12 protein-coding genes are annotated in these 18030 nt (G+C 72.3%); 4 read left to right on the plus strand and 8 right to left on the minus strand.

All coding sequences use genetic code 11. The features are described 5' to 3' along the window. The first annotated feature begins 35 nt into the window (after nucleotides 1-35). Together OV090_RS04995 and OV090_RS05000 are read left to right on the plus strand one after the other, a co-directional pair. Nucleotides 36-1460 carry a hypothetical protein gene (locus tag OV090_RS04995; protein WP_267702318.1) on the plus strand — a complete coding sequence of 475 codons (1425 nt, stop codon included), beginning with the start codon at nucleotides 36-38 and terminating at the stop codon, nucleotides 1458-1460. Between the two features lie 406 nt (nucleotides 1461-1866). Next, entirely contained in the window at nucleotides 1867-2307 is a 441-nt protein-coding gene (locus OV090_RS05000) for a hypothetical protein (RefSeq protein WP_267702319.1), read from the plus strand. An 8-nt stretch (nucleotides 2308-2315) separates the two neighbouring features. Here OV090_RS05000 and OV090_RS05005 read toward each other — a convergent pair whose 3' ends face one another. The 4 genes from OV090_RS05005 to OV090_RS05020 form a co-directional block, all read right to left on the minus strand. After that, nucleotides 2316-3332, minus strand: a complete 1017-nt coding sequence (locus OV090_RS05005) for a radical SAM protein (protein ID WP_267702320.1) — start codon at nucleotides 3330-3332, stop codon at nucleotides 2316-2318. 73 nt (nucleotides 3333-3405) lie between these two features. Beyond that, nucleotides 3406-4278, minus strand: a complete 873-nt coding sequence (locus tag OV090_RS05010) for a UbiA family prenyltransferase (protein WP_267702321.1) — start codon at nucleotides 4276-4278, stop codon at nucleotides 3406-3408. A 242-nt stretch (nucleotides 4279-4520) separates the two neighbouring features. Continuing rightward, nucleotides 4521-5561 (minus strand): hypothetical protein, encoded by a 1041-nt coding sequence (locus OV090_RS05015; protein ID WP_267702322.1) that lies wholly within the window; start codon nucleotides 5559-5561, stop codon nucleotides 4521-4523. A 282-nt stretch (nucleotides 5562-5843) separates the two neighbouring features. After that, entirely contained in the window at nucleotides 5844-7493 is a 1650-nt protein-coding gene (locus tag OV090_RS05020) for a vWA domain-containing protein (RefSeq protein ID WP_267702323.1), read from the minus strand. Nucleotides 7494-8043: 550 nt separating this feature from the next. Here OV090_RS05020 and OV090_RS05025 point away from each other — a divergent pair. Together OV090_RS05025 and OV090_RS05030 are read left to right on the plus strand one after the other, a co-directional pair. Continuing rightward, complete coding sequence (locus OV090_RS05025; RefSeq protein WP_267702324.1) at nucleotides 8044-9288, plus strand: glycosyltransferase family 4 protein; 1245 nt, start codon at nucleotides 8044-8046, stop codon at nucleotides 9286-9288. Beyond that, a complete protein-coding gene (locus OV090_RS05030; RefSeq protein ID WP_267702325.1) occupies nucleotides 9285-9866 on the plus strand; it encodes a low affinity iron permease family protein in 582 nt (193 codons plus the stop codon). Before OV090_RS05025 ends, OV090_RS05030 begins: the two co-directional genes overlap by 4 nt. A gap of 63 nt (nucleotides 9867-9929) precedes the next feature. Here the strand turns inward: OV090_RS05030 and icd are convergent, their stop codons facing one another. The 4 genes from icd to OV090_RS05050 all read right to left on the minus strand — a co-directional run bounded on the left by icd (nucleotide 9930) and on the right by OV090_RS05050 (nucleotide 17977). Next, nucleotides 9930-11177 (minus strand): NADP-dependent isocitrate dehydrogenase, encoded by a 1248-nt coding sequence (gene icd, locus OV090_RS05035; RefSeq protein ID WP_267702326.1) that lies wholly within the window; start codon nucleotides 11175-11177, stop codon nucleotides 9930-9932. Between the two features lie 118 nt (nucleotides 11178-11295). Beyond that, entirely contained in the window at nucleotides 11296-15480 is a 4185-nt protein-coding gene (locus OV090_RS05040) for a VIT domain-containing protein (protein WP_267702327.1), read from the minus strand. 102 nt (nucleotides 15481-15582) lie between these two features. Then, nucleotides 15583-16218 carry a uridine kinase gene (udk, locus tag OV090_RS05045; protein ID WP_267702328.1) on the minus strand — a complete coding sequence of 212 codons (636 nt, stop codon included), beginning with the start codon at nucleotides 16216-16218 and terminating at the stop codon, nucleotides 15583-15585. 412 nt (nucleotides 16219-16630) lie between these two features. Then, entirely contained in the window at nucleotides 16631-17977 is a 1347-nt protein-coding gene (locus tag OV090_RS05050; protein ID WP_267702329.1) for a sigma-54 dependent transcriptional regulator, read from the minus strand. Nucleotides 17978-18030: the final 53 nt, after the last annotated feature.

The raw sequence follows: 18030 nt of genomic DNA on the forward strand, positions 1-18030 counted from the left end.
GCGCACGTCGAATCACGGTGCTATGGCTTTGCGGGATGTCCCGCTGCCTGCTGCTCCTGGCCCTCACGAGCGCCGCCTGCTTCTCCGACGACCCCCCGCAGCTCACCGCGACCGTCACCGGCGACGACACCAGCACCAGCACGACCACCGGCGCCACCGCCGTCCCGCCGACCACCACCACCACCGGCGACGAGACGACGTCGACCTCGACCACCGGCACCACCGAGCCGGTCGTGCCGACGACCTCCACGGGCGACACCTCGACCACCGACGACACCTCGACCACCGGCGAGCCCGTCGTCGACCCGTGCAAGGACGAGACGCCGATCTGCCCCGAGGGCCCGAGCGGCGCGCCCGGCAGCGGCCTCGAGCCGCTCGACCGCTGCAACTTCGCGCTCACGCGCGCCCCCGAGTGGGACAACCTCGGCCCGCTCGCCGACGCCCTCGCCGAGACGCTGCCGACCCGCACGATCGCCGAGATCCTGGCCGACCTGAACAACGTCGCCGAGCCCGCGCCGACCGTGCCCGGCGACGTCGAGGCGCTCGAGCTGGCGTTCCGCTGGGACGACGAGGACTTCAACAAGGCCTGGTGGGTCCCGCAAGGCCTCAGCGGCAGCGCCGACGCCTACGACGACGGCCGGCTGGAGGGCCGCGAGGTCGTCCTGATCGGCTGGTGGTTCGCCAAGGAGCTCGCGATGCTCTCCTTCGACAAGGGCGTGCGCGTCAGCCTGGTCGACCTCACCGGCGCGCCCGACTTCAGCCTGCGCCACATCCTGCTGGTCGAGCCCGTGCCCGGCGACCCGGTCGACTTCAAGCCGGTCCCGATCCGCGCCGGCAGCATCGCCTGGTACGGCGACACCCTCTACCTCGCCGACCCGACCCAGGGCCTGCGGGTGTTCGACATGTCGCGCCTGCTCGCGGTCAACGCCGGCGTCGACAAGGTCGGCTACGACTCCCAGGTCAACGACTACTACGGCGGCCTCTACTCCTACGTGGCCATGCAGGTCGGCGCCTACAAGCCCGCGTCCGGCTGCGCCCCGCGCTTCTCCACCGTCGCCCTCGATCGCAGCACGAGCCCGCCGGAGCTGGTCGTCGGCGAGTTCTGCGACGGCGTCTCCGCCTGCGACAGCGCCATCGACGGCCGCGTCTTCACCTGGCCGATCGACCCGGTCACCGGCCGCCTGCCCTCCGTCATCACCTGGGCCAGCTCGGCCGCCTACACCGGCGAGAGCCAGATCGAAGGCATCACCCGCAGCGAGGGCACCTTCTATCTGTCGAGCAGCACCCCGCCCGGCGATACCGGCGCGCTCCACGTCGTCCCCGCCGCCGGCCCCGGCGTCCCCCACGGCTGGATCGACACGCCCAAGGCAGTGATGCTCGCCGGCGACCGGATCTGGAGCCTGTCCGAAAAGCCAGGCGCAAGGTTCGTCTTCTCCGCCAACCGCGCCGCCTACGAGTGAGCCTCGAGCTCTCCTGTCCGAAAGGACAGATGCAACTCGCCGCGGTCTGCGAGTGCGTGGGCCTGTCCGACGGGCCATCTTCGCCCCCCTCGCATCGCTCGTGACGACGCGGCGCCCTCGCGATCCAAGACAGCTCACAAGCGCCGCCCCCGCGCCTGCGAGCGCGCCGCTTCCACGAGCCTGTCCGAAGAGACATCCTCGCCGCCGGCCGCGCCACTCGTGATGATGCGGCCCCTCGTGCGAGCCGCTGTCGGCGGCCGCCCCCGGGAATTGCGACATGTGACAGCCCCGTCGCGCTCTCGCCCGCTCGCGCGCCAAATTGTCGCTGGGCACCCCGGCCTGCGCCCCTAAAACCGCGATTTCTCGCTGGCACGCCCGCTGCAACCGAACGCCGCAGGTGTCCCCGGTGTCCCAGCGCCTCGTCCGCCCCGTCCTCGACGGCCTCAGCCTGCTCGTCTTCCTGTTCGCCGTCACCTGCGCAGTGCGCCACATGCTCGGCCCCGGCTGCCGCGGATACGCCTGCCTCGACTCCGCGCGCGACGAGCTGCAGACTTCGGCCGCGCTGCTCGAACAGCAGGCGCACCTCGACCTCGACGGTCTACAGGCCAGCCTGGCTCAGGGCGATCCGCTGACCGAGCTGCGCGTCCCGGGCCGCCGCGGCCGCCTGGAGCCGCTCGACCCCTGGCAGCGCCCCCTCGTGCTCCGCCCGCTGGACGGCGAATGGCTGCTCGAGCTGCGCTCGCGCGGCCAGGACGGCCGCCTCGACACCGACGACGACCTGTACTTTCGCATGACCCGCGCCGGCGAGGCCGTGTTCGACGCTGAGACCGCCCGCCACATGCCCTGAAGGACAGGTCATCCACCTGCGCGCCCGGGCGCCCCGTCCCCGCGGCGCAGCGCCGCCGCGATCGCCCGCGGGTCGAGGCGGAAGATCAGGTCCGTCTCGACGTACGGGCTGATCGCGCAGCCGTCTCCGGCCTGCGGGTGCGGCATCTCGAAGAACGCGCGGGCGAACCCGACCTCGCGGCCGTTCAGGTACTTGCCTGTCCCCGAGGTCAGGTGGCACGGCACCACCCAGCCCTCCGGCATCACCGTGGCGAAGTAGCGCCCGGCGTGGCAGGCCGCGCAGTCGTGGAAGCGCGGCGCCCGTCGCAACCTGCGCAAAAAGCCAGGTGACGCTCCGAGCGGCAACCCGCGCGCACGCAGGCGCTCCAGCCGGTCGGCAACCTCGGCCAGCACCGCCGGCGTCAGGGCCGGGTGCAGCCCGGCCTCGGCGTCGAAGCACTCCTCGTGCGCCGGCTGAAAGTACGCCCACACCCCGAGCGACCCCGCCAGCTCCGCGATCTCCTCGATCCGCGCGACGTTCCACGGCCCCACCACAGTGATCGTCGCCACCGACATCCCGAGCCCGCGCGCCTGCTCGATCGCCGCGATCACCCGCGCGTACGAGCCCGGCCGGCGGCGCACCAGGTCGTGGACCGGCTCCGGCCCGTCGAGCGACAGCACCACCATGTCGAGGAGCCCCGACATGTCCCTCAAGACATTGCCCGTGCGCCAGCCGTTGGTGTTCATCGACGTGAAGCAGCCGGCCCGCTTGGCGTGGCCGACGATGCGCGGCGCGTCGCGGCGGAGCAGCACCTCGCCGCCGGAGAAGCTGGCCCGCGCCATCCCGGCCGCCCGCAGCTCGTCGATGGCCGCGCAGAACTCGGCGTCGCTCATCTCCTCGGCGGCGCGCTCGGGGATCTCGCAGTACTCGCAGCGAAAGTTGCACCGGTGCGTGAGGATGAAAGTGACGCTGAACGGCAGCGCTCGCCCGACCGCCCGCGCCACCCCCAGCCGCACCAGGTCGCGCGCCTTCACCAGCGCCGTCACCCCGCACCTCCCGCGGCCGACGCCCCGTACCCATGACCTCCCGACGCTCGTACCTCCCGCGCTCCCTGCACCGTCACCCCGCACCTCCCGGCGCCAGCGCGTAGATCACAGCCCCCGTCGCCAGCGCCAGCGCCCGGTGTCGCCGCCGCGCCCGCGCTGGATCGGCCTGACCGATCAGCCATGCCCCGAAGGCCAGCCCCGTCGCTCCCCCCAGCGCCGGCCACGGGCCGAGCAGCGCCGCCGCGGCCAGCGAGCCCCCCACAGCCAGCCAGCGCCCGGCCGCGGCCACGCCTGCGTGCCCGAGCCACTGCGCCGTCGTGTAGGCGCCCGCGCGCCGATCCTCGCCGACGTCGGCCCGCTCGTGGACCAGCTGGTTCTGCAGCAGCAGCGCCGTGAACACCAGCGACATGCCCCAAAAGCCAGGTTCTCGCGGCGCCCCGACCAGCGCCAGCAGCGGCGCGAAGATGGCCGCGTTCGCCAGCGTCCCGACCCCCGGCAGCCGCTTGAGCCGCGGGCCCACGCTGTACAGCGCCCCCGTCGTCAGGCTCACCGCCGCCGCCCCGAGCCCGCCGCTGTGGCCCGCCGCGACCATCGCCAGGACCCCGCACGCCAGCGCCGGCACCAGCGCCGCATTCCCCACCTCGGCTCCGACCAGCGGGTTCTTGCCCGGCGCGTCGGAGCCGCGGTCGCCATGCGCGTTCAGCCCGTAGGCGCAGGCCAGACACAGCGCGCCCGCGAGGATGCCCCAGAGGACAGGTCCCATCGAACATGTCCCGGAGAGCATGTCCCCGAGCGGCGCCCCGGCCAGCGGCAGCGGCACGAAGTGGGCCCACTGCCGCGCCCGCAACGCCCGCAGCCCCAGCCCCAGCTGACGCGCGAGCCCTGCCCGCCCATGCCGCGCCGAACGGCTGGCGGGGGCTTGCCACGGGCGCTCGGAGTACGTCACGCCCGCCGACGATACCCCGCGCCGTCCCCCGGGTCACGCGACCGCGCCCCGGGGCCGACGAACACGACGGCGCGGCAAATCACACCGTACGAACCGGGGCGCGTCGCCATGCCACGGCGCGCGACGCAGTGAACCTCGCGTGTCAGCGCCGACGCGACCCCGGCCCGACCAGGAAGCTCGACGAAGTCAGCCCAGCCCGCGTGACGCGACCGACACCTCGGCGGCGAAGTGCCGCGCCCGCATCAGCGTCGACGTCGCCGCAGCCCCAGCGCGGCCAGGACCGCCAACCATGCCCACGCCTGGCCATCTGCGCCGATCCGGCAGCCGGACTTCTTCGTCGGCGGCTCCTCGCCGAACGGCGTGCCGTCGTCGTACTCCAGCGGCCCCACGCACTCCCAGGACTCGATCTCCTCCTCGGTCGGTTCGTCGCTCTCCACGTACGGCTCGCCGGCCTCCTCGCGCGACAGGCACTGCGGCGATCCCGACACGGATGTCCCATCGACCAGGTTGGTCACGCCGAGCACCACGCAGTACTCCGCCTGCGCCGCCGCGAACTCGACCGTCCAGCTGACGTCGTGGCGCGCGGGGTACGTGAACCGCCTGTCCGGGTCCGGCTGTCCCGCGGCGTCGAGGCGCTGGACCCAAACCAGGGCGCTGCCCGCCTGCGCCGGCGGCAGCGACGACGGCTCGACGTACACGGCCGGGACCTTGGAAATCGAGGTGAAGGAGCACCGCTCCGTGTCGCCGCAGCTGCTGGTCAGCTGCGACTCACAGCAGACCCGGTCGTCGTAGCCCGCGGTGACCTCCTCCGGTTTGATCACCTGGGCCGTCGGCGGCCCTGGAACCGCCACCGGCTCGGCCTCGACTGTCAGCGGGAAGGTCGCCTCGTCGTCGTCGACGTTGCCCACGGTCACCTGGTACTCGCCCGCCTGCAGCGGCTCGACCGGGCGCACCACGATCGCCACCGTCCACCCAGGCTCGCCCGCGATGGGGGTCGGGCTCAGGCGCAGCACCTCGACCTCGGTCGCCTGCGCCTCGCCGTCCAGCGTCAGCGCGACGTCCACCAGCGCCGTGGCGTCCGCGGGCTCCACGTCGTACAGGTAGCCGTACAGCGAGAAGACCCCGCCCGAGGCGGTGTAGAGCCTGTCCGGCGGGTTTCCGATCTCCCAGACGGAGAGCCCCGGCTCGGGGACCTCGCTCGAACACGCCGACGCGCGGTCGGGCGCCGACGCGACTGCAGCGACCAGGAGACATGTCCCAAGAAACCTGCTCTTGAGTTTCATCATCGAACTCCACCTGCGTCGCGGCGCTCGCCCGTCGCGCGCCGCGGCCATCGGCTCTCCGATGACCGCAGGCACACGGCGGCGTGGCGGACCGCTGAAACCATCCTCGCCAGCATACCACGCCGCCGCTCCCGCTCGCCCTCACTCACAAGGCGCCCCCGAGGTTCACCGACCTCGCTCGCGTGATGACCGGCATTCAAGCAGCCCTCGCGCGCCCTGGCACAGGCCAGCAAGGCGCGAACGGACGCGGCCCGCGAAGGCCCGTCAGCCCCGGCCGCGGCGCTAGCACTCCTCGGCCGCGTCGCGCAGGCAGGTCGCGGTATAGGTCGCCCCGCGCACGCGCGGCCCGGCGCGGCGCAGCTTGAACTCGACGTTGGTGTCGTCGTTGTCGCACGGCACCGCCTCCTCCCCGGTCTCGGCGTCCTTGATCTTCGACATGTCGTCGCGCTTGCTCGGCGTGAGGCCGCGCGGGTCGGTGAGGACGATCGTGCACACCGAGCTGCCCTCGGGCACCTCCCAGTCCTCCTCGCCGACCGGCAGGCACGGCGGCAGGTCGATCACTTTGTCGTCGACGCGCTGCTGGATCTTGCAGTCGGCGTCGAGCGCCTCGGTGGAGAGGTCGCGGTCCGCGACCATCGTCGTCCCGCACACCGGCCGGAACGCCCGCTCGATCTGCTTGGCGATGCCCTCGAGCGCCGGCGTGTAGTCGTCCTCGCAGATCGAGTAGAGGTTGCGATCCTCGCCCGCGAACGCCTCCGCGACCACGCGCTCGCGCACCGGCGGGACCGCCGTGCTGCCGCTGCCGTCGCTGTTGTTGACGCAGCCAGGGGCGATGCCGAAGTTCAGGTCCTGCACCGAACCGGCCTCGGCCTCCGCGTACACGATGTCGGCCTCGCCACGCTCATAGCCCGCAGGCACCCCGGCGATCAGCGACACCAGCACCTCGCGGCTGGGGTCGATGATCTGCTTGTCGGCGCGGATCTTGGCCAACAGCTCGACGTAGCGCGAGAGCGGCCGCAGCACCGCGTCGGCGTCGGCCGCCCCGGGCTCGCCGTCGATGCTGTAGTTCGCCGGCTCGCACCCGTCGTACACCGGCCCCGGCCCGCTGCACTGCACGCCCGCGTTCCAGCAGGTCGCGCTGGTCGGGGTCGGCCCGCTCGGGTCCTCCCAGAACGTCTTGTCGTCGATGAAGATGTCCCTGAAGGCAGGTTCGAACGAGCAGTCGGTTTCGTCGGTCACCAGCACCACCGACAGCAACGCGTTGTCGCGCATGAACCCATAGTGGTCCTCGCTCGGCGCCAGCGCCTTCTTCAGCGCCAGGTACATCGACTCCAGCGGCTGCTCGTGGCCGCAGCCGTTGATGCCCTGCGGCCCGAAGCACGCGAACGCGTCGGCCACCTCGACCCCCGCGGGCAGGTTGCTGACGTCGTCGATCTTCTCGATCCACGGCCGCGCCCGCCGCTCGGGGTCGAGGTCGGTGCTGGTCGGCGTGATCGCCAGCGCCTCACCCGTCAGCCCGCACACGTCGGTGCAGGCGAACGCCGCGTCGACGTCGTTGAACTGGAAAGCGCCCTCGCCCAGGCGATCGAGGCAGCTGCGCAGCACCAGGTCGCCGCCCTCGGGCGTGGTCGCGGCCGCCTCGCAGCGCGGGTTGCCGCTGTCGGTGGTGGTGACGCCGATCCTGTAGTGGGCGCCCATCTCGTCGAGCCGGCGGGCGAACGCCTCGAAATTGCGGGCCAGCCGCGCCTGCTCCTCGGCCATCGAGCCCGAGTTGTCGATGACGAACAGGATGTCGACGTCGCCGCCCTCGTCGAGCGGGATCCGGATCTCGTTGTTCTCGGTCTTGCAGAGCTCGACCCCGACCACCGGGTGCTCGAGACACGCGCTGAGGGCCACGGACACGAGGGAAAACAGGACTGCGCGGGACTTCATGGCGATGGACTCCGTTCTTGCCGTCCCCCGGTTGCAAGCGGGTGGCCGCGTTGATCTCGTTGAGAAAATCGCCGCGGGCGCGCCGCGCTCCAGCCAACACGATTGGCCAACTCGGTTGCTACGCCAACATCGTTGGCAGTCGAGGCCTCGACACCCCATATGCGCGATACTGGGAAATTACGCCCAGATTTCATCAATTCTCAGCGAACTGCGAAGAATGTCCCCATCATGCCAACCATGATGGCATTCTGGAGTACAGTCCCGACGCGCGCCAGCGCGCCTGGCCTCGCCTACCCGGTCGCCTCTCCAGTTGGCTCGCCGAGGCACGCAAGCGGCCTGTCCCAAAGTTCAGCTCGCCACCCCCGCTTCCGGCCAGCCCGACCGTTCGCCCGCGAGCTCGAAGCATTCGGCGCTCGCTGCACGCATCCCTGTCGCTACCCGCGCCGGCGCTCCCCGTCGCTCGACGACCGCCACGCATTCCGACCTGCGCGCCGGGCCACGAGCCCGCGCCCGCGGTCGGGCTCGTCGATCTGATAGCATCGGCGCGATCGTGCGGCTCGCCTACCTCTCGCACTACTTCCCGCCCGAATCCAACGCCCCCGCGGCGCGCGTCCACGAGCTCTCGCGCGCGCTGGTGCGGGCCGGCCACGAAGTACACGTCGTCACCGGCCAGCCCAACCACCCGCACGGCAAGATCTACCCTGGCTACCGCGCGGCCGAGTACCGCCGCGAGCGGATCGACGGCATCGACGTCCACCGCGTGCCGACGCTCCCGGCCGCCAGCCGCGGCGTCCTGCAACGTGGCCTCGGGTACATGTCCCTTCCGACATCTCAGATCGCCCTCGGCGCGGCGCGCTTGCCCGCCGTCGATCTCGTACTGGCCACCTCGCCGCAGATCCTCACCGGCGTCGCCGGCCTGGCCCTGGCCCGCCTGCGCCGGGTCCCCTTCGTGCTCGAGGTGCGCGACCTGTGGCCCGACGGCATCGTCGCCGTCGGGGCGCTCAAGCCCGGGCACCCGATCGTGCGCGCCCTCGAGGTCGTCGAGTCCACGCTCTACCGCGGCGCCGCCGGCGTCGTCTCGGTCACCGACAGCTTCGTCGACCACTTCGTCGCCCGCGGCGTGCCGCGCGAGCGCATCGCAGTGGTCAAGAACGGCATCGACACCGCCCTGTTCGCCGCCGACGCCGCCCCCGCGCCGCTGCGGGCCCGGCTCGGGATCCCCGAAGACGCGCTGCTGCTGCTCTACTGCGGCACCATCGGCATGGCCCAGGACGTCGGCCTGCTCGCGCGGGCCGCCGCGCTCGCCGGCCCGGGCGACGACTTCCACGTCGTCGTCGTCGGCCACGGCGTCGGCCTGCCGGCGCTGGTCGACGAGGTCGCCGCGCTCGGCGTCGGTCATCGCGTCCACATCCTGCCCTCCGTGCCGCGGCGCGACGTCCCGGGCCTCATCGCCGCGGCCGACGTCAGCGCGGTGATCCTGCGCGACGAGCCGACCTTCGCCCGCTACCTGCCGTCGAAGATCTTCGAGGCCATGGCGATGCGCCAGCCGATCCTCCTCGGCGTGCGCGGCGAGGCCCAGCGCCTGGTCGAAGGGTCAGGTGCCGGCCTGGCCTTCACGCCCGGCGACCCGGCCGAAGCGCTGGCCAAGCTGCGCGCGTTCGCGGCGCTCGGTCGCGACGGCCGCGCGCGCATGGGCGAGGCCGCCCGCGCCCACGTCCTCGCGCATCACGACCGCGACCGCCAGGCCGAGGACCTGGGCCGCTTCCTCGTAGAGATCGCGAGGCGCAGGGCGTGAGCCACCCGCACCGTCCGCGCAGCAGCCTCGGCCGCACGCTCGAGCGCGCCTCGGGTCACATCACCCGCTGGTCGGGCAGCTCGTGGGCGTTCGCGCTGGCGGTCCTGGCGATCGTCGTATGGCTGGTGACGGGCCCGCTGTTCGCCTTCTCCGACACCTGGCAGCTCGTCATCAACACCGGCACCACAGTCGTCACCTTCTTGATGGTGTTCCTGATCCAGCGGGCCCAGAACAAGGAGTCGCTGGCGGTGCAGCTCAAGCTCAACGAGATCGTGGCGGCCCTCGAGGGCGCGTCCAACCGCCTGATCGACATCGAGAACCTGTCCGAGGCCGAGCTCGACGTCATCCACCGCCACTATCACAAGCTGGCCGAGATCGCGAAGCACGAGAGCGACATCCGCCGCTCGCACTCGATCGAGGAGGCGCGCCACCGCAGCCGCGCCGGCCACAAGTCGCACCCGCGCGCCAGCCACGGCCCGCGCGAGGCCGGCGCGAGCTGCGAGCCGCCGACAGGCCGGGGTGACGACGCGAACGGACATGTCCCCGAGGACAGCACGCCCTCCGAGTCGACCCAATGACTTCGCCCCCGCGGCGCTCCGTGCGGAGCCACGCGGGGGCGAAGCTTCACGCGGCGATGCGGCTCAGGCGGCCGACTTCGGCGCGTCCTGGATGTGCTTGATGATCTCGTCGCCGAACTCGCTGCACTTCTTCAGGGTCGCGCCCTCCATCATGCGATGGAAGTCGTAGGTCACGGTCTTGGCCGCGATCGCGCGCTCGACCCCGAGGATGATCAGGTCGGCCGCCTCGTCCCAGCCCATGTAACGGAACATCATCTCGCCCGAGAGGATGACCGAGCCGGGGTTGACCTTGTCCTGGCCGGCGTACTTCGGCGCGGTGCCGTGGGTCGCCTCGAAGATGGCGTGGCCGCTGACGTAGTTGATGTTGCCGCCCGGCGCGATGCCGATGCCGCCGACCTGGGCCGCCAGCGCGTCGGAGATGTAGTCGCCGTTGAGGTTGAGGGTGGCGACCACCGAGTACTCGTCGGGGCGGGTCAGGATCTGCTGCAGGAACGCGTCGGCGATCGCGTCCTTGATCACGAGCTTGTGATCGCCGCGCTGGATGATCTGCCAGGGCCCGCCGTCGAGGTCGACCGCGCCGTACTCCTTGCGCGCGAGGGCGTAGCCCCAGTCGCGGAAGCCGCCCTCGGTGAACTTCATGATGTTGCCCTTGTGGACCAGCGTGACGCTCGGCAGCTTGTACTGCAGGGCGTGGTTGATGGCCGCGCGGACGAGGCGCTCGGTGCCCTCGATCGAGACCGGCTTGACGCCGAAGCCCGCCGTGTCGGGGAAGCGGACCTTCTTGTAGAGGGCCGGGAACGCCTCCGAGAACAGCTTCTTGAACTTCTCGTTCTCTTCGGTGCCCTGCTGGAATTCGATGCCCGCGTAGATGTCCTCGGTGTTCTCGCGGAAGATGACCATGTCGGTCGCCTCGGGCCGCTTCACCGGCGAGGGCACGCCGGCGAAGTAACGGACCGGGCGCAGGCAGGTGTAGAGGTCGAGGATCTGGCGCAGCGCGACGTTGAGGCTGCGGATGCCGCCGCCGACCGGCGTGGTCAGCGGGCCCTTGATGCCGACGAGGTAGTCGCGGAACAGGTCGAGGGTCTCTTGCGGCAGCCAGTTGCCGGTCTGCTTGAACGCCTTCTCGCCGGCGAGCACCTCGCGCCAGGCGATGCTGCGCTTGCCGCCGTAGGCCCGCGCGACCGCGGCATCGAACACGCGCACCGAGGCGGCCCAGATGTCGGCGCCAGTGCCGTCACCCTCGATGAACGGGATGATCGGTTGGTCGGGGACCTGCAGGCCCTTGTCGTTCATTTTGATCGCTTCAGCCATCGCCCTGTCGCTTTCCGTGAGGTGTCCTGGCCAAATAGGCCGTTGGCGCGGTTCGCCGCGGACCGGGGGTATACCACGGCCCCCCGCCCGTCCTGTCCGCGTCCGCGTGCGACCGTGCTCACCCGCCGTCGGCCACCGCGGCCGCTGCGGCGTCTCCGGCGGCGATCCGGCCGCTCTCACGCTCGACCTTGAACGCCTTGCCGTCGAAGTGGACGGTGATTCTTTCGTAGCTCACCGGCCTGCCGAGGGTGTGGCCCTGATGTCGGACCTGCAACGTCGGGCCCCCGCCGGCCGGCACCTGGACCGCGAACAGCCCGGTGATCCCGGCGTCGGCGACGTCGCCCGCCAGCGGCGCCGACGGATCGGCGGTGAGCGCGAGGCGCACGCCGAGGTCGTCCCACACGAGGAAGGTCCAGCTCGACGCGCCGGCGAACAACTGCAGGCGCCCGAGCTCGCGGGCCACGCTGGCCTCGGGGATCTTCGCGTCGGGCGCCGCGAGCAGGCGCGCCAGCAGCACAGCCGCGTGCAGACGCGCGAACCGTCGCGGATCGTCCGCCCCCGGGCGCCCCTCGCCGGCCGCCACTTGTCGCAAGAGCCGCAGCGCCTCGTCGACCCGCCCCGCGCCCGCCGCCGCCCGCGCGAGCCGGATCGACGCCGTCGGATCGTCGGGCCGGATCGCCACCAGATCCTCGTACTGCCGGTAGGCCCGCTCGAACCACCCGTGGCGCAGGAAGATGTCGCCGAGCAGCGCGCGGCTCTGCGGGTTGTCGGCGTCGAACTCGACGATCTCCGAGAAGATCCGCTGGGCCTCGTCGACCTGCTCGTGGGCCACGAACACCTCGCCGATCTGCTGCGCCAGCACCGGCGTCATCAACCCTTGCTCGCGCAGCGACCGGCCGCGGGCCAGCGCCTCCTCGAGCTTGCCCTGCTCGCTCAGCAGCTGGATCAGCCGCCGCTCGCCCTGCGGGTCGCCCGGGCTGCGCAACAGCGCCGCCTGCACCATCTGCAGCTTGCGCGTCGGCGCGTCGGCGCCGACCACCAGCTGCAGCTGCCTGTCGAGGTCGTTCCAGTCGACCCCCGCGCCGAACATCGCCCGCTCGACCGCGCCGATCAGCCCCTGATCGACCAGCCGGCGCAGCAGCCCGCGCGCCAGGTAGTTGCGCGCGTCGGGCTCGCCGGCGAAGTGCCCGAGCAGCAGGCCGATGTCGGCCTCGGTCGCCGCGCGCTCGTGCAGCAGCTGCAGGAACACCCGCTGATCTTTCCACCCGCCGATCTCGCAGCTCCCGGCCGCCGCCTCGTAGGCGTTGAGCGCCGAGAACATGTCCGATCGGTCAGCCAGCCGTTTCTGCCACAAGATCCGCCGGTGGGCCAGGCTGCGCGCCGCCGCGTCCGAGCACGGCAACTTGAGCCCGCGCGGCACCGGCGAGATCACCGGCTGCGGCGTCTTCGGCGGTGACTTCGTGATCGGCGACTTGCGGTCGAAGTCGGGCAGATCCGCGGGCTTGTTCGCGCTCGCCAGATCCTTCCTGCCGCCGCCCGCCCCGCGTGACGCCCCCTTGATCGCCGCGGGCGGGGGCGCGGCCGCGAGATCGTCGTCGACCCGCGGCTCCTCCATGGGCGCCATCTTCTCGGCCTCGCTCACGGGTTCGGACGGCGCCGCGTTGCCGAGCCCGCCGAGCGCCCCGCCCGGGGCCACCGGCGCCGCCGAGGGCGGAGGGGCCGGCTCCGCCTTCGTGGCCTGCTGCGCGTCGGCGGGCGTGCTCGCCGACACCGGCGGCGGCCCACTGGCGACCCGCTCCTCCATTTGCACCGCCGGAGCAGCCTCGCCCGCGCTGTTGCAGCCGAACGGCGCCGCCGCTGCGGCCGCGATCATGCCGACGACGGTGCTGCTCTTTGGTTCCTGCCCCTTGAGCCATGTCGCATCGGCGATCAGCTGCAGCCCGCCGAGCTGACGGCGGCGACGCTGGATGCCCTGCTGGGCGTAGGCCGCCTCGCTGTCGAGCGCCAGGAACGAGGTGAACGGGGTCATGAGCCCGTACTCGAGCCCGAGCGCGAGGATCTTGCCGCGCACCGCCTCGAGCCCGCGGCTGTCGCCGAGCAGGCGCTCGATGTATTCGGCGGCCCACAGCTTGGGCACCATGCGGTCGAGCGAGCCGCCGACGTACGCGAGCGGGTACTCCTTGGTGAAGGCCTCGCCGCCGAGCCGGCCGGAGATCGTGACCTTGTCGGGCAGGTCGTGGTGCGTGCGCGCCAGCAGCACCAGCTCTTGCCCGCGCGACAGCTTGCCGCCGGCGCTGATGAACACGTCGTCGAGGCCCTCGCCGAGGCCGAGCTCGAGGTCGGTGATCGTCGGGGTCTTGAGCGCGCCCGACAGCTCGAGCGCGCGCACCACCGCCTGCTCGGGCCCCTCGACCCGCAGCGCCTCGCCGCCGCCGACGCGAGCCAGGCGACCGAGCATCGCCGCATCGATCTCCGAGCCGACGCCCACGGTGTAGAGCCGCGCGCGCGAGCCCGTCATCGACCGCCGCAGCCGCTCCGCCAGCGCCTCGCCGCTGCGCTCGCCCGACGTCGCCAGGCCGTCGCCGACGTACACCACCGCCGGTTGCTCGAGCCCGTGCACGCGCGCCAGCGCCTGCTCGAAGATCGCCCCGAGGTCGGTCGCGCCGCCGGCCGCGTGGGCCGCCACCCGCTCGAGCGCCGCGCTGATCGCCTCCGGCGTCGCCTCGGCCAGGCCCTCCTCCGGGTACAGCACCTTCGCCGCCACGTCGGCGCTCATCACCGCGAACTTGTCGCCGGCCGACAGGCTGCGCAGCAGCGCCTCTGCCACCGCGAGCTTGGTCTGCTGCTCCGACGGATCGCCAGCCGCCGAGGTGTCGACCACCACCACCACGTCGCCGCGCGGCGCTGGCAGCTTGGCCATGTCGAGGTCGGGCGCGAAGCGGACCATCACGTAGCTGGCCTGGTCGCCGCCGGCGCTGAAGCGATTGGCCCGCAGCGGCACCCGCGTCCGGTCGGACTTGCGCGTCAGCTCGAGTTCGAAGTCGGCGCGGGGCGTGTAACCCGAGCGCCGCATCGTCACCTGCCGGCCGTCGGTCGACACCCGCGCCTCGCCGAGCGTCGCCAGCTCGTAGTCCTGCTCGAGCCCGCGGCGCAGCTGCACCTCGAGCGAGAACTCCTCGATGCTGGCCGCCTCGCGCCCGCGCGGGGCCGCCAGCGGATAGCTGTAGCGGCGCTTGCCCTCGCTCTCGACCATGAGCTGCTGGTAGCGCAGCACCACCCGCCGCTCGCCCGCCGGCGGCACCGGGTAGATGCGCGCCCGCACCGTGCGCGCGTCGATCCACTCGAGCAGCGCCGGATCGTTGTCGCGCCGCACCGCCGCCTCGTAGGTCGCCGCCGCCTGCTTGCGCTCGACGATCTCGCCCTCGACCAGCTGCCCGTTGGTCTCGAGCGCGAAGCTGACCAAAAGAGCATCCTCGGGGACAGTGAACCAGTACCAGCCCTCGACCGCCGTGCCCGACGGGTTGAAGAACCGCTGATCGACCAGGGTCTCGGCGATCTCGTCCTCGAGGGCCACCCGCACCGTCTGGCGCTGGATCGACAGCGGCAGCGCCGGCGTCCCCGGCGGCGCCGCGCGGTCGACCGCGTACAACGCCCCCGAGCCCGCGCCCGCGCGGAGGCCTCCGCCCGCGCGATCGCCCATGCCGCCGGTCCAGTCGTCCCAGAACGCCACCGGCTCGACCGTCGGCGCCCCGCCCTTCACTGTCGCTCGCTCGCCGGCCTCGACCTCCGCGCGACCGCCCGCCGCGCTGACGATCGCCAGCCCCTCGGCGACGTAGACCTGCGCCTCACCTGACTCGAAGGACAGGCTCGCACCGCCCGCCGACAGCGACACCTCGGCGTCGCCGACGGTGTGGACCACCGCCTTCTGACCCTCCTCGAGCGGCGGCGCCTCGACCCAGATCTGACCGGCCTGCAGGGCCACGCCGCCGGCGATCTTCACCTTCGTGCCGTCGCGCAGGAACACCCGCGAGCCGTCGCTCAGGCGGACCAGCGCGCGCGCACCTGGCCCTGTGGACAGCTCGGCAGTCTCCGGCAGCGGCGTGCGCGACAGCAGGCGCTCGCTGCCCGACGCGGTGGTCAGCAGCACCTCGCCCGCGGCCAGCTCGAGGTTGGCGCCGAGCCGCTCCGACTGCACCGGCGGCGGCTTCTTCCACGGCTTGACGATCGCCAACGCGGTCGCCGAGCCGACCGCCAACAGGAGCACACCGAGACCGAGCCAGCGCTTGTTGCGAGAGGACGCCATGAAGGCTGAGCAGGATGGCACAGCGCCGACGACCCCGTCGACCGATGCTCTGCTGGCGAACGGCGTTCACCTGGCGTCGATTTTCGCGCCTCGCGGCCTCGATTATCGCGCGTCGCGGCGGCTCTGCTCGATCACGCTGCGCAGCTTCGACACCACCAGGTCGAGCGCGACGCGGTTGTCGCCGCCCTCGGGGATGATGAGGTCCGCGCGGCGCTTCGACGGCTCGACGAATTGCAGGTGCATCGGTCGCACGTGGCGATAGTACTGCTCGCGCACGGCCTCGAAGGTGCGCCCGCGCTGCTCGATGTCGCGGCGGATCCGGCGGAAGATGCGGATGTCGGGGTCGGTGTCGACGAACAGCTTGATGTCGAGCTCCGTCCGCAGGCGCTGGTCGACCAGCACCATGATGCCCTCGACGATCACCACCGGCGTCGACTCGACCCACCGCGGCTCGGGCAGCCGGCGGTGCGTCTTGAAGTCATACGCCGGCACCGCCACGCGGCGCCCGGCCTTGAGCGCGATGATGTGCTCGACCAGCAGTTCCGTCTCGAGCGACTCGGGGTGGTCGAAGTTGATGTGACAGCGGTCCTCGTACGAGAGGTCGGCGCGGTCGCGGTAATAGGCGTCGTGCTCGATGATCGTGACGCCTTCGGGCGGAAGAGAGTCGCCGATCTTGCGCGCCACGGTCGTCTTGCCCGATCCGCTGCCGCCGGCGATCCCGATGATCATCGAGCTCATGCGGCGGAACGTAGCACGCCGCGCGCCTTCGCGCATTTCGCGCGCATGCCGTCGCGCGTGCGGGACCGCCGTGAGCTAGCCTCGCGCCGACGCGTCGCGGGTCACCGTCGTCGCCGCAGCAAATCGACCACCCACGCCCGCGCTGCCGCGTCCTCTCGCGGTCACGACGCCTCGCGCACGTGCTCGTGATCACCGACTCTCCGCTGACCCCCTGCCGGCCTCGACCGCGCGGCGCAGCGACGCAGGCGTCGAGATCCCGGCGCGGCCATCGCCACGAACACGTGGACGGACACCTGTTCTCTCGACCCTTTCACGCCAGGTCCGACCGGGCGCGCTCGGGCCAGCCGCCCGCCCGTCGAGCCACGCCGCACATGTCCACGAGGACATGTCACCGCGGACATGTCCATGACGCCTAACTGCCGCGGCGCAGCCCGTACTTCTCCATCCGGTACGACAGCACGTGCCGCGGCACCCGCAGATACGCGGCGGCCTGCGTGATGTTGCCGCGCTTCAGCGCCAGCACGCGCTCGATCACCCGCTTCTCGAGATCGACCAGCGACAGCCCGTCCTCCGGCAGCGCCGGCAGCCACTCGTCGCCGCCGGCCGCCACCGCCGGCGCCGCGGCCGTCCGCGGCGGCAGGTCCTCTACCTGCAGCACCTCGCCCGAGCACAGGATCACCGCCCGCTCGCACGCGTTCTCGAGCTCGCGCACGTTCCCGGGCCATGTCCGCGAGGACATGTCCGCAAGCACATCCTCCGGGATCTCGACGTCGCGCCCACCGGCGAAGCGGGCCACGAAGTGGCGCACCAGCTGCGGGATGTCCTCCACGCGCTCGCGCAGCGGCGGCAGCTCGATCTCCACCACCCGCAGGCGGTACAGCAGGTCCCCGCGCAGATCGCCCGGGTCGCGGTTGGTCGCCGCGATCACGCGCACGTCGACCGGCACTGGCACGTCGCTGCCGACCACGTCGACCACCCGCTCCTGCAGCACGCGCAGCAGCTTGGCCTGCAGCGGCGCCGGCAGCTCGGCCACCTCGTCGAGGAACAGCGTGCCGCCGTCGGCCTGACGGAACCGGCCCGGGCGATCGCGCACGGCCCCGCTGAAGGCCCCGCGCACGTGGCCGAACAGCTCCGACTCGAGCAGCTCGGCCGGGATCGCCGCGCAATTGACCGCCACGAACGGACCCGCGTGCCGCGGGCTGCGGGCGTGGACCCGGCGAGCGATGAGCTCCTTGCCCGTCCCGCTCTCGCCGGTCACGAGCACCGGCGCCGCGGCCCGGGCCACGCGATCGGCGAGGTCGAGCGCGCGCGCCATCGCCGGCGAGTGACCCACGATCGGCCGCTCCACCCCCGCGACCTGGCGCTGCAGGCGGAGCAGCTCGGCCCGCATGCGCCCGCGCTCGAGCGCCTTGGCCACCGTGAGCAGCAGGTGCTCGCGATGAAACGGCTTGCCGATGAAGTCGAACGCGCCCGCCTTCATCGCCGCGACCGCCAGATCGACGTCGCCGTAGGCCGTGATCACCAGCACCGGCGTCTCGGGCGAGCGGGCGCGGATCTCCCGCAGCACCTCGAGCCCGCCGACGTTCGGCATCTTGACGTCGGTGATGACCACCGCGTGCCGCTCGGGGTCGAATCGCCGCAGCCCCTCGGCCCCGTCGCGCGCCCCGTCGACCGCGTAACCAGCCTTGCGCAGGTTGAACAGCCCGAGCTCGCGGCCCGAGTCGTCGTCCTCGATGAAGAGCAGCGCCTCTCCCGACATGTCGCCCGCAGCCTAGCCGACCCCGCCGGGGACCGCCCGCCCTCGCGCGGCCG

The organism is Nannocystis sp. RBIL2 (assembly GCF_026626745.1).
GTDB lineage: Bacteria > Myxococcota_A > Polyangia > Nannocystales > Nannocystaceae > Nannocystis.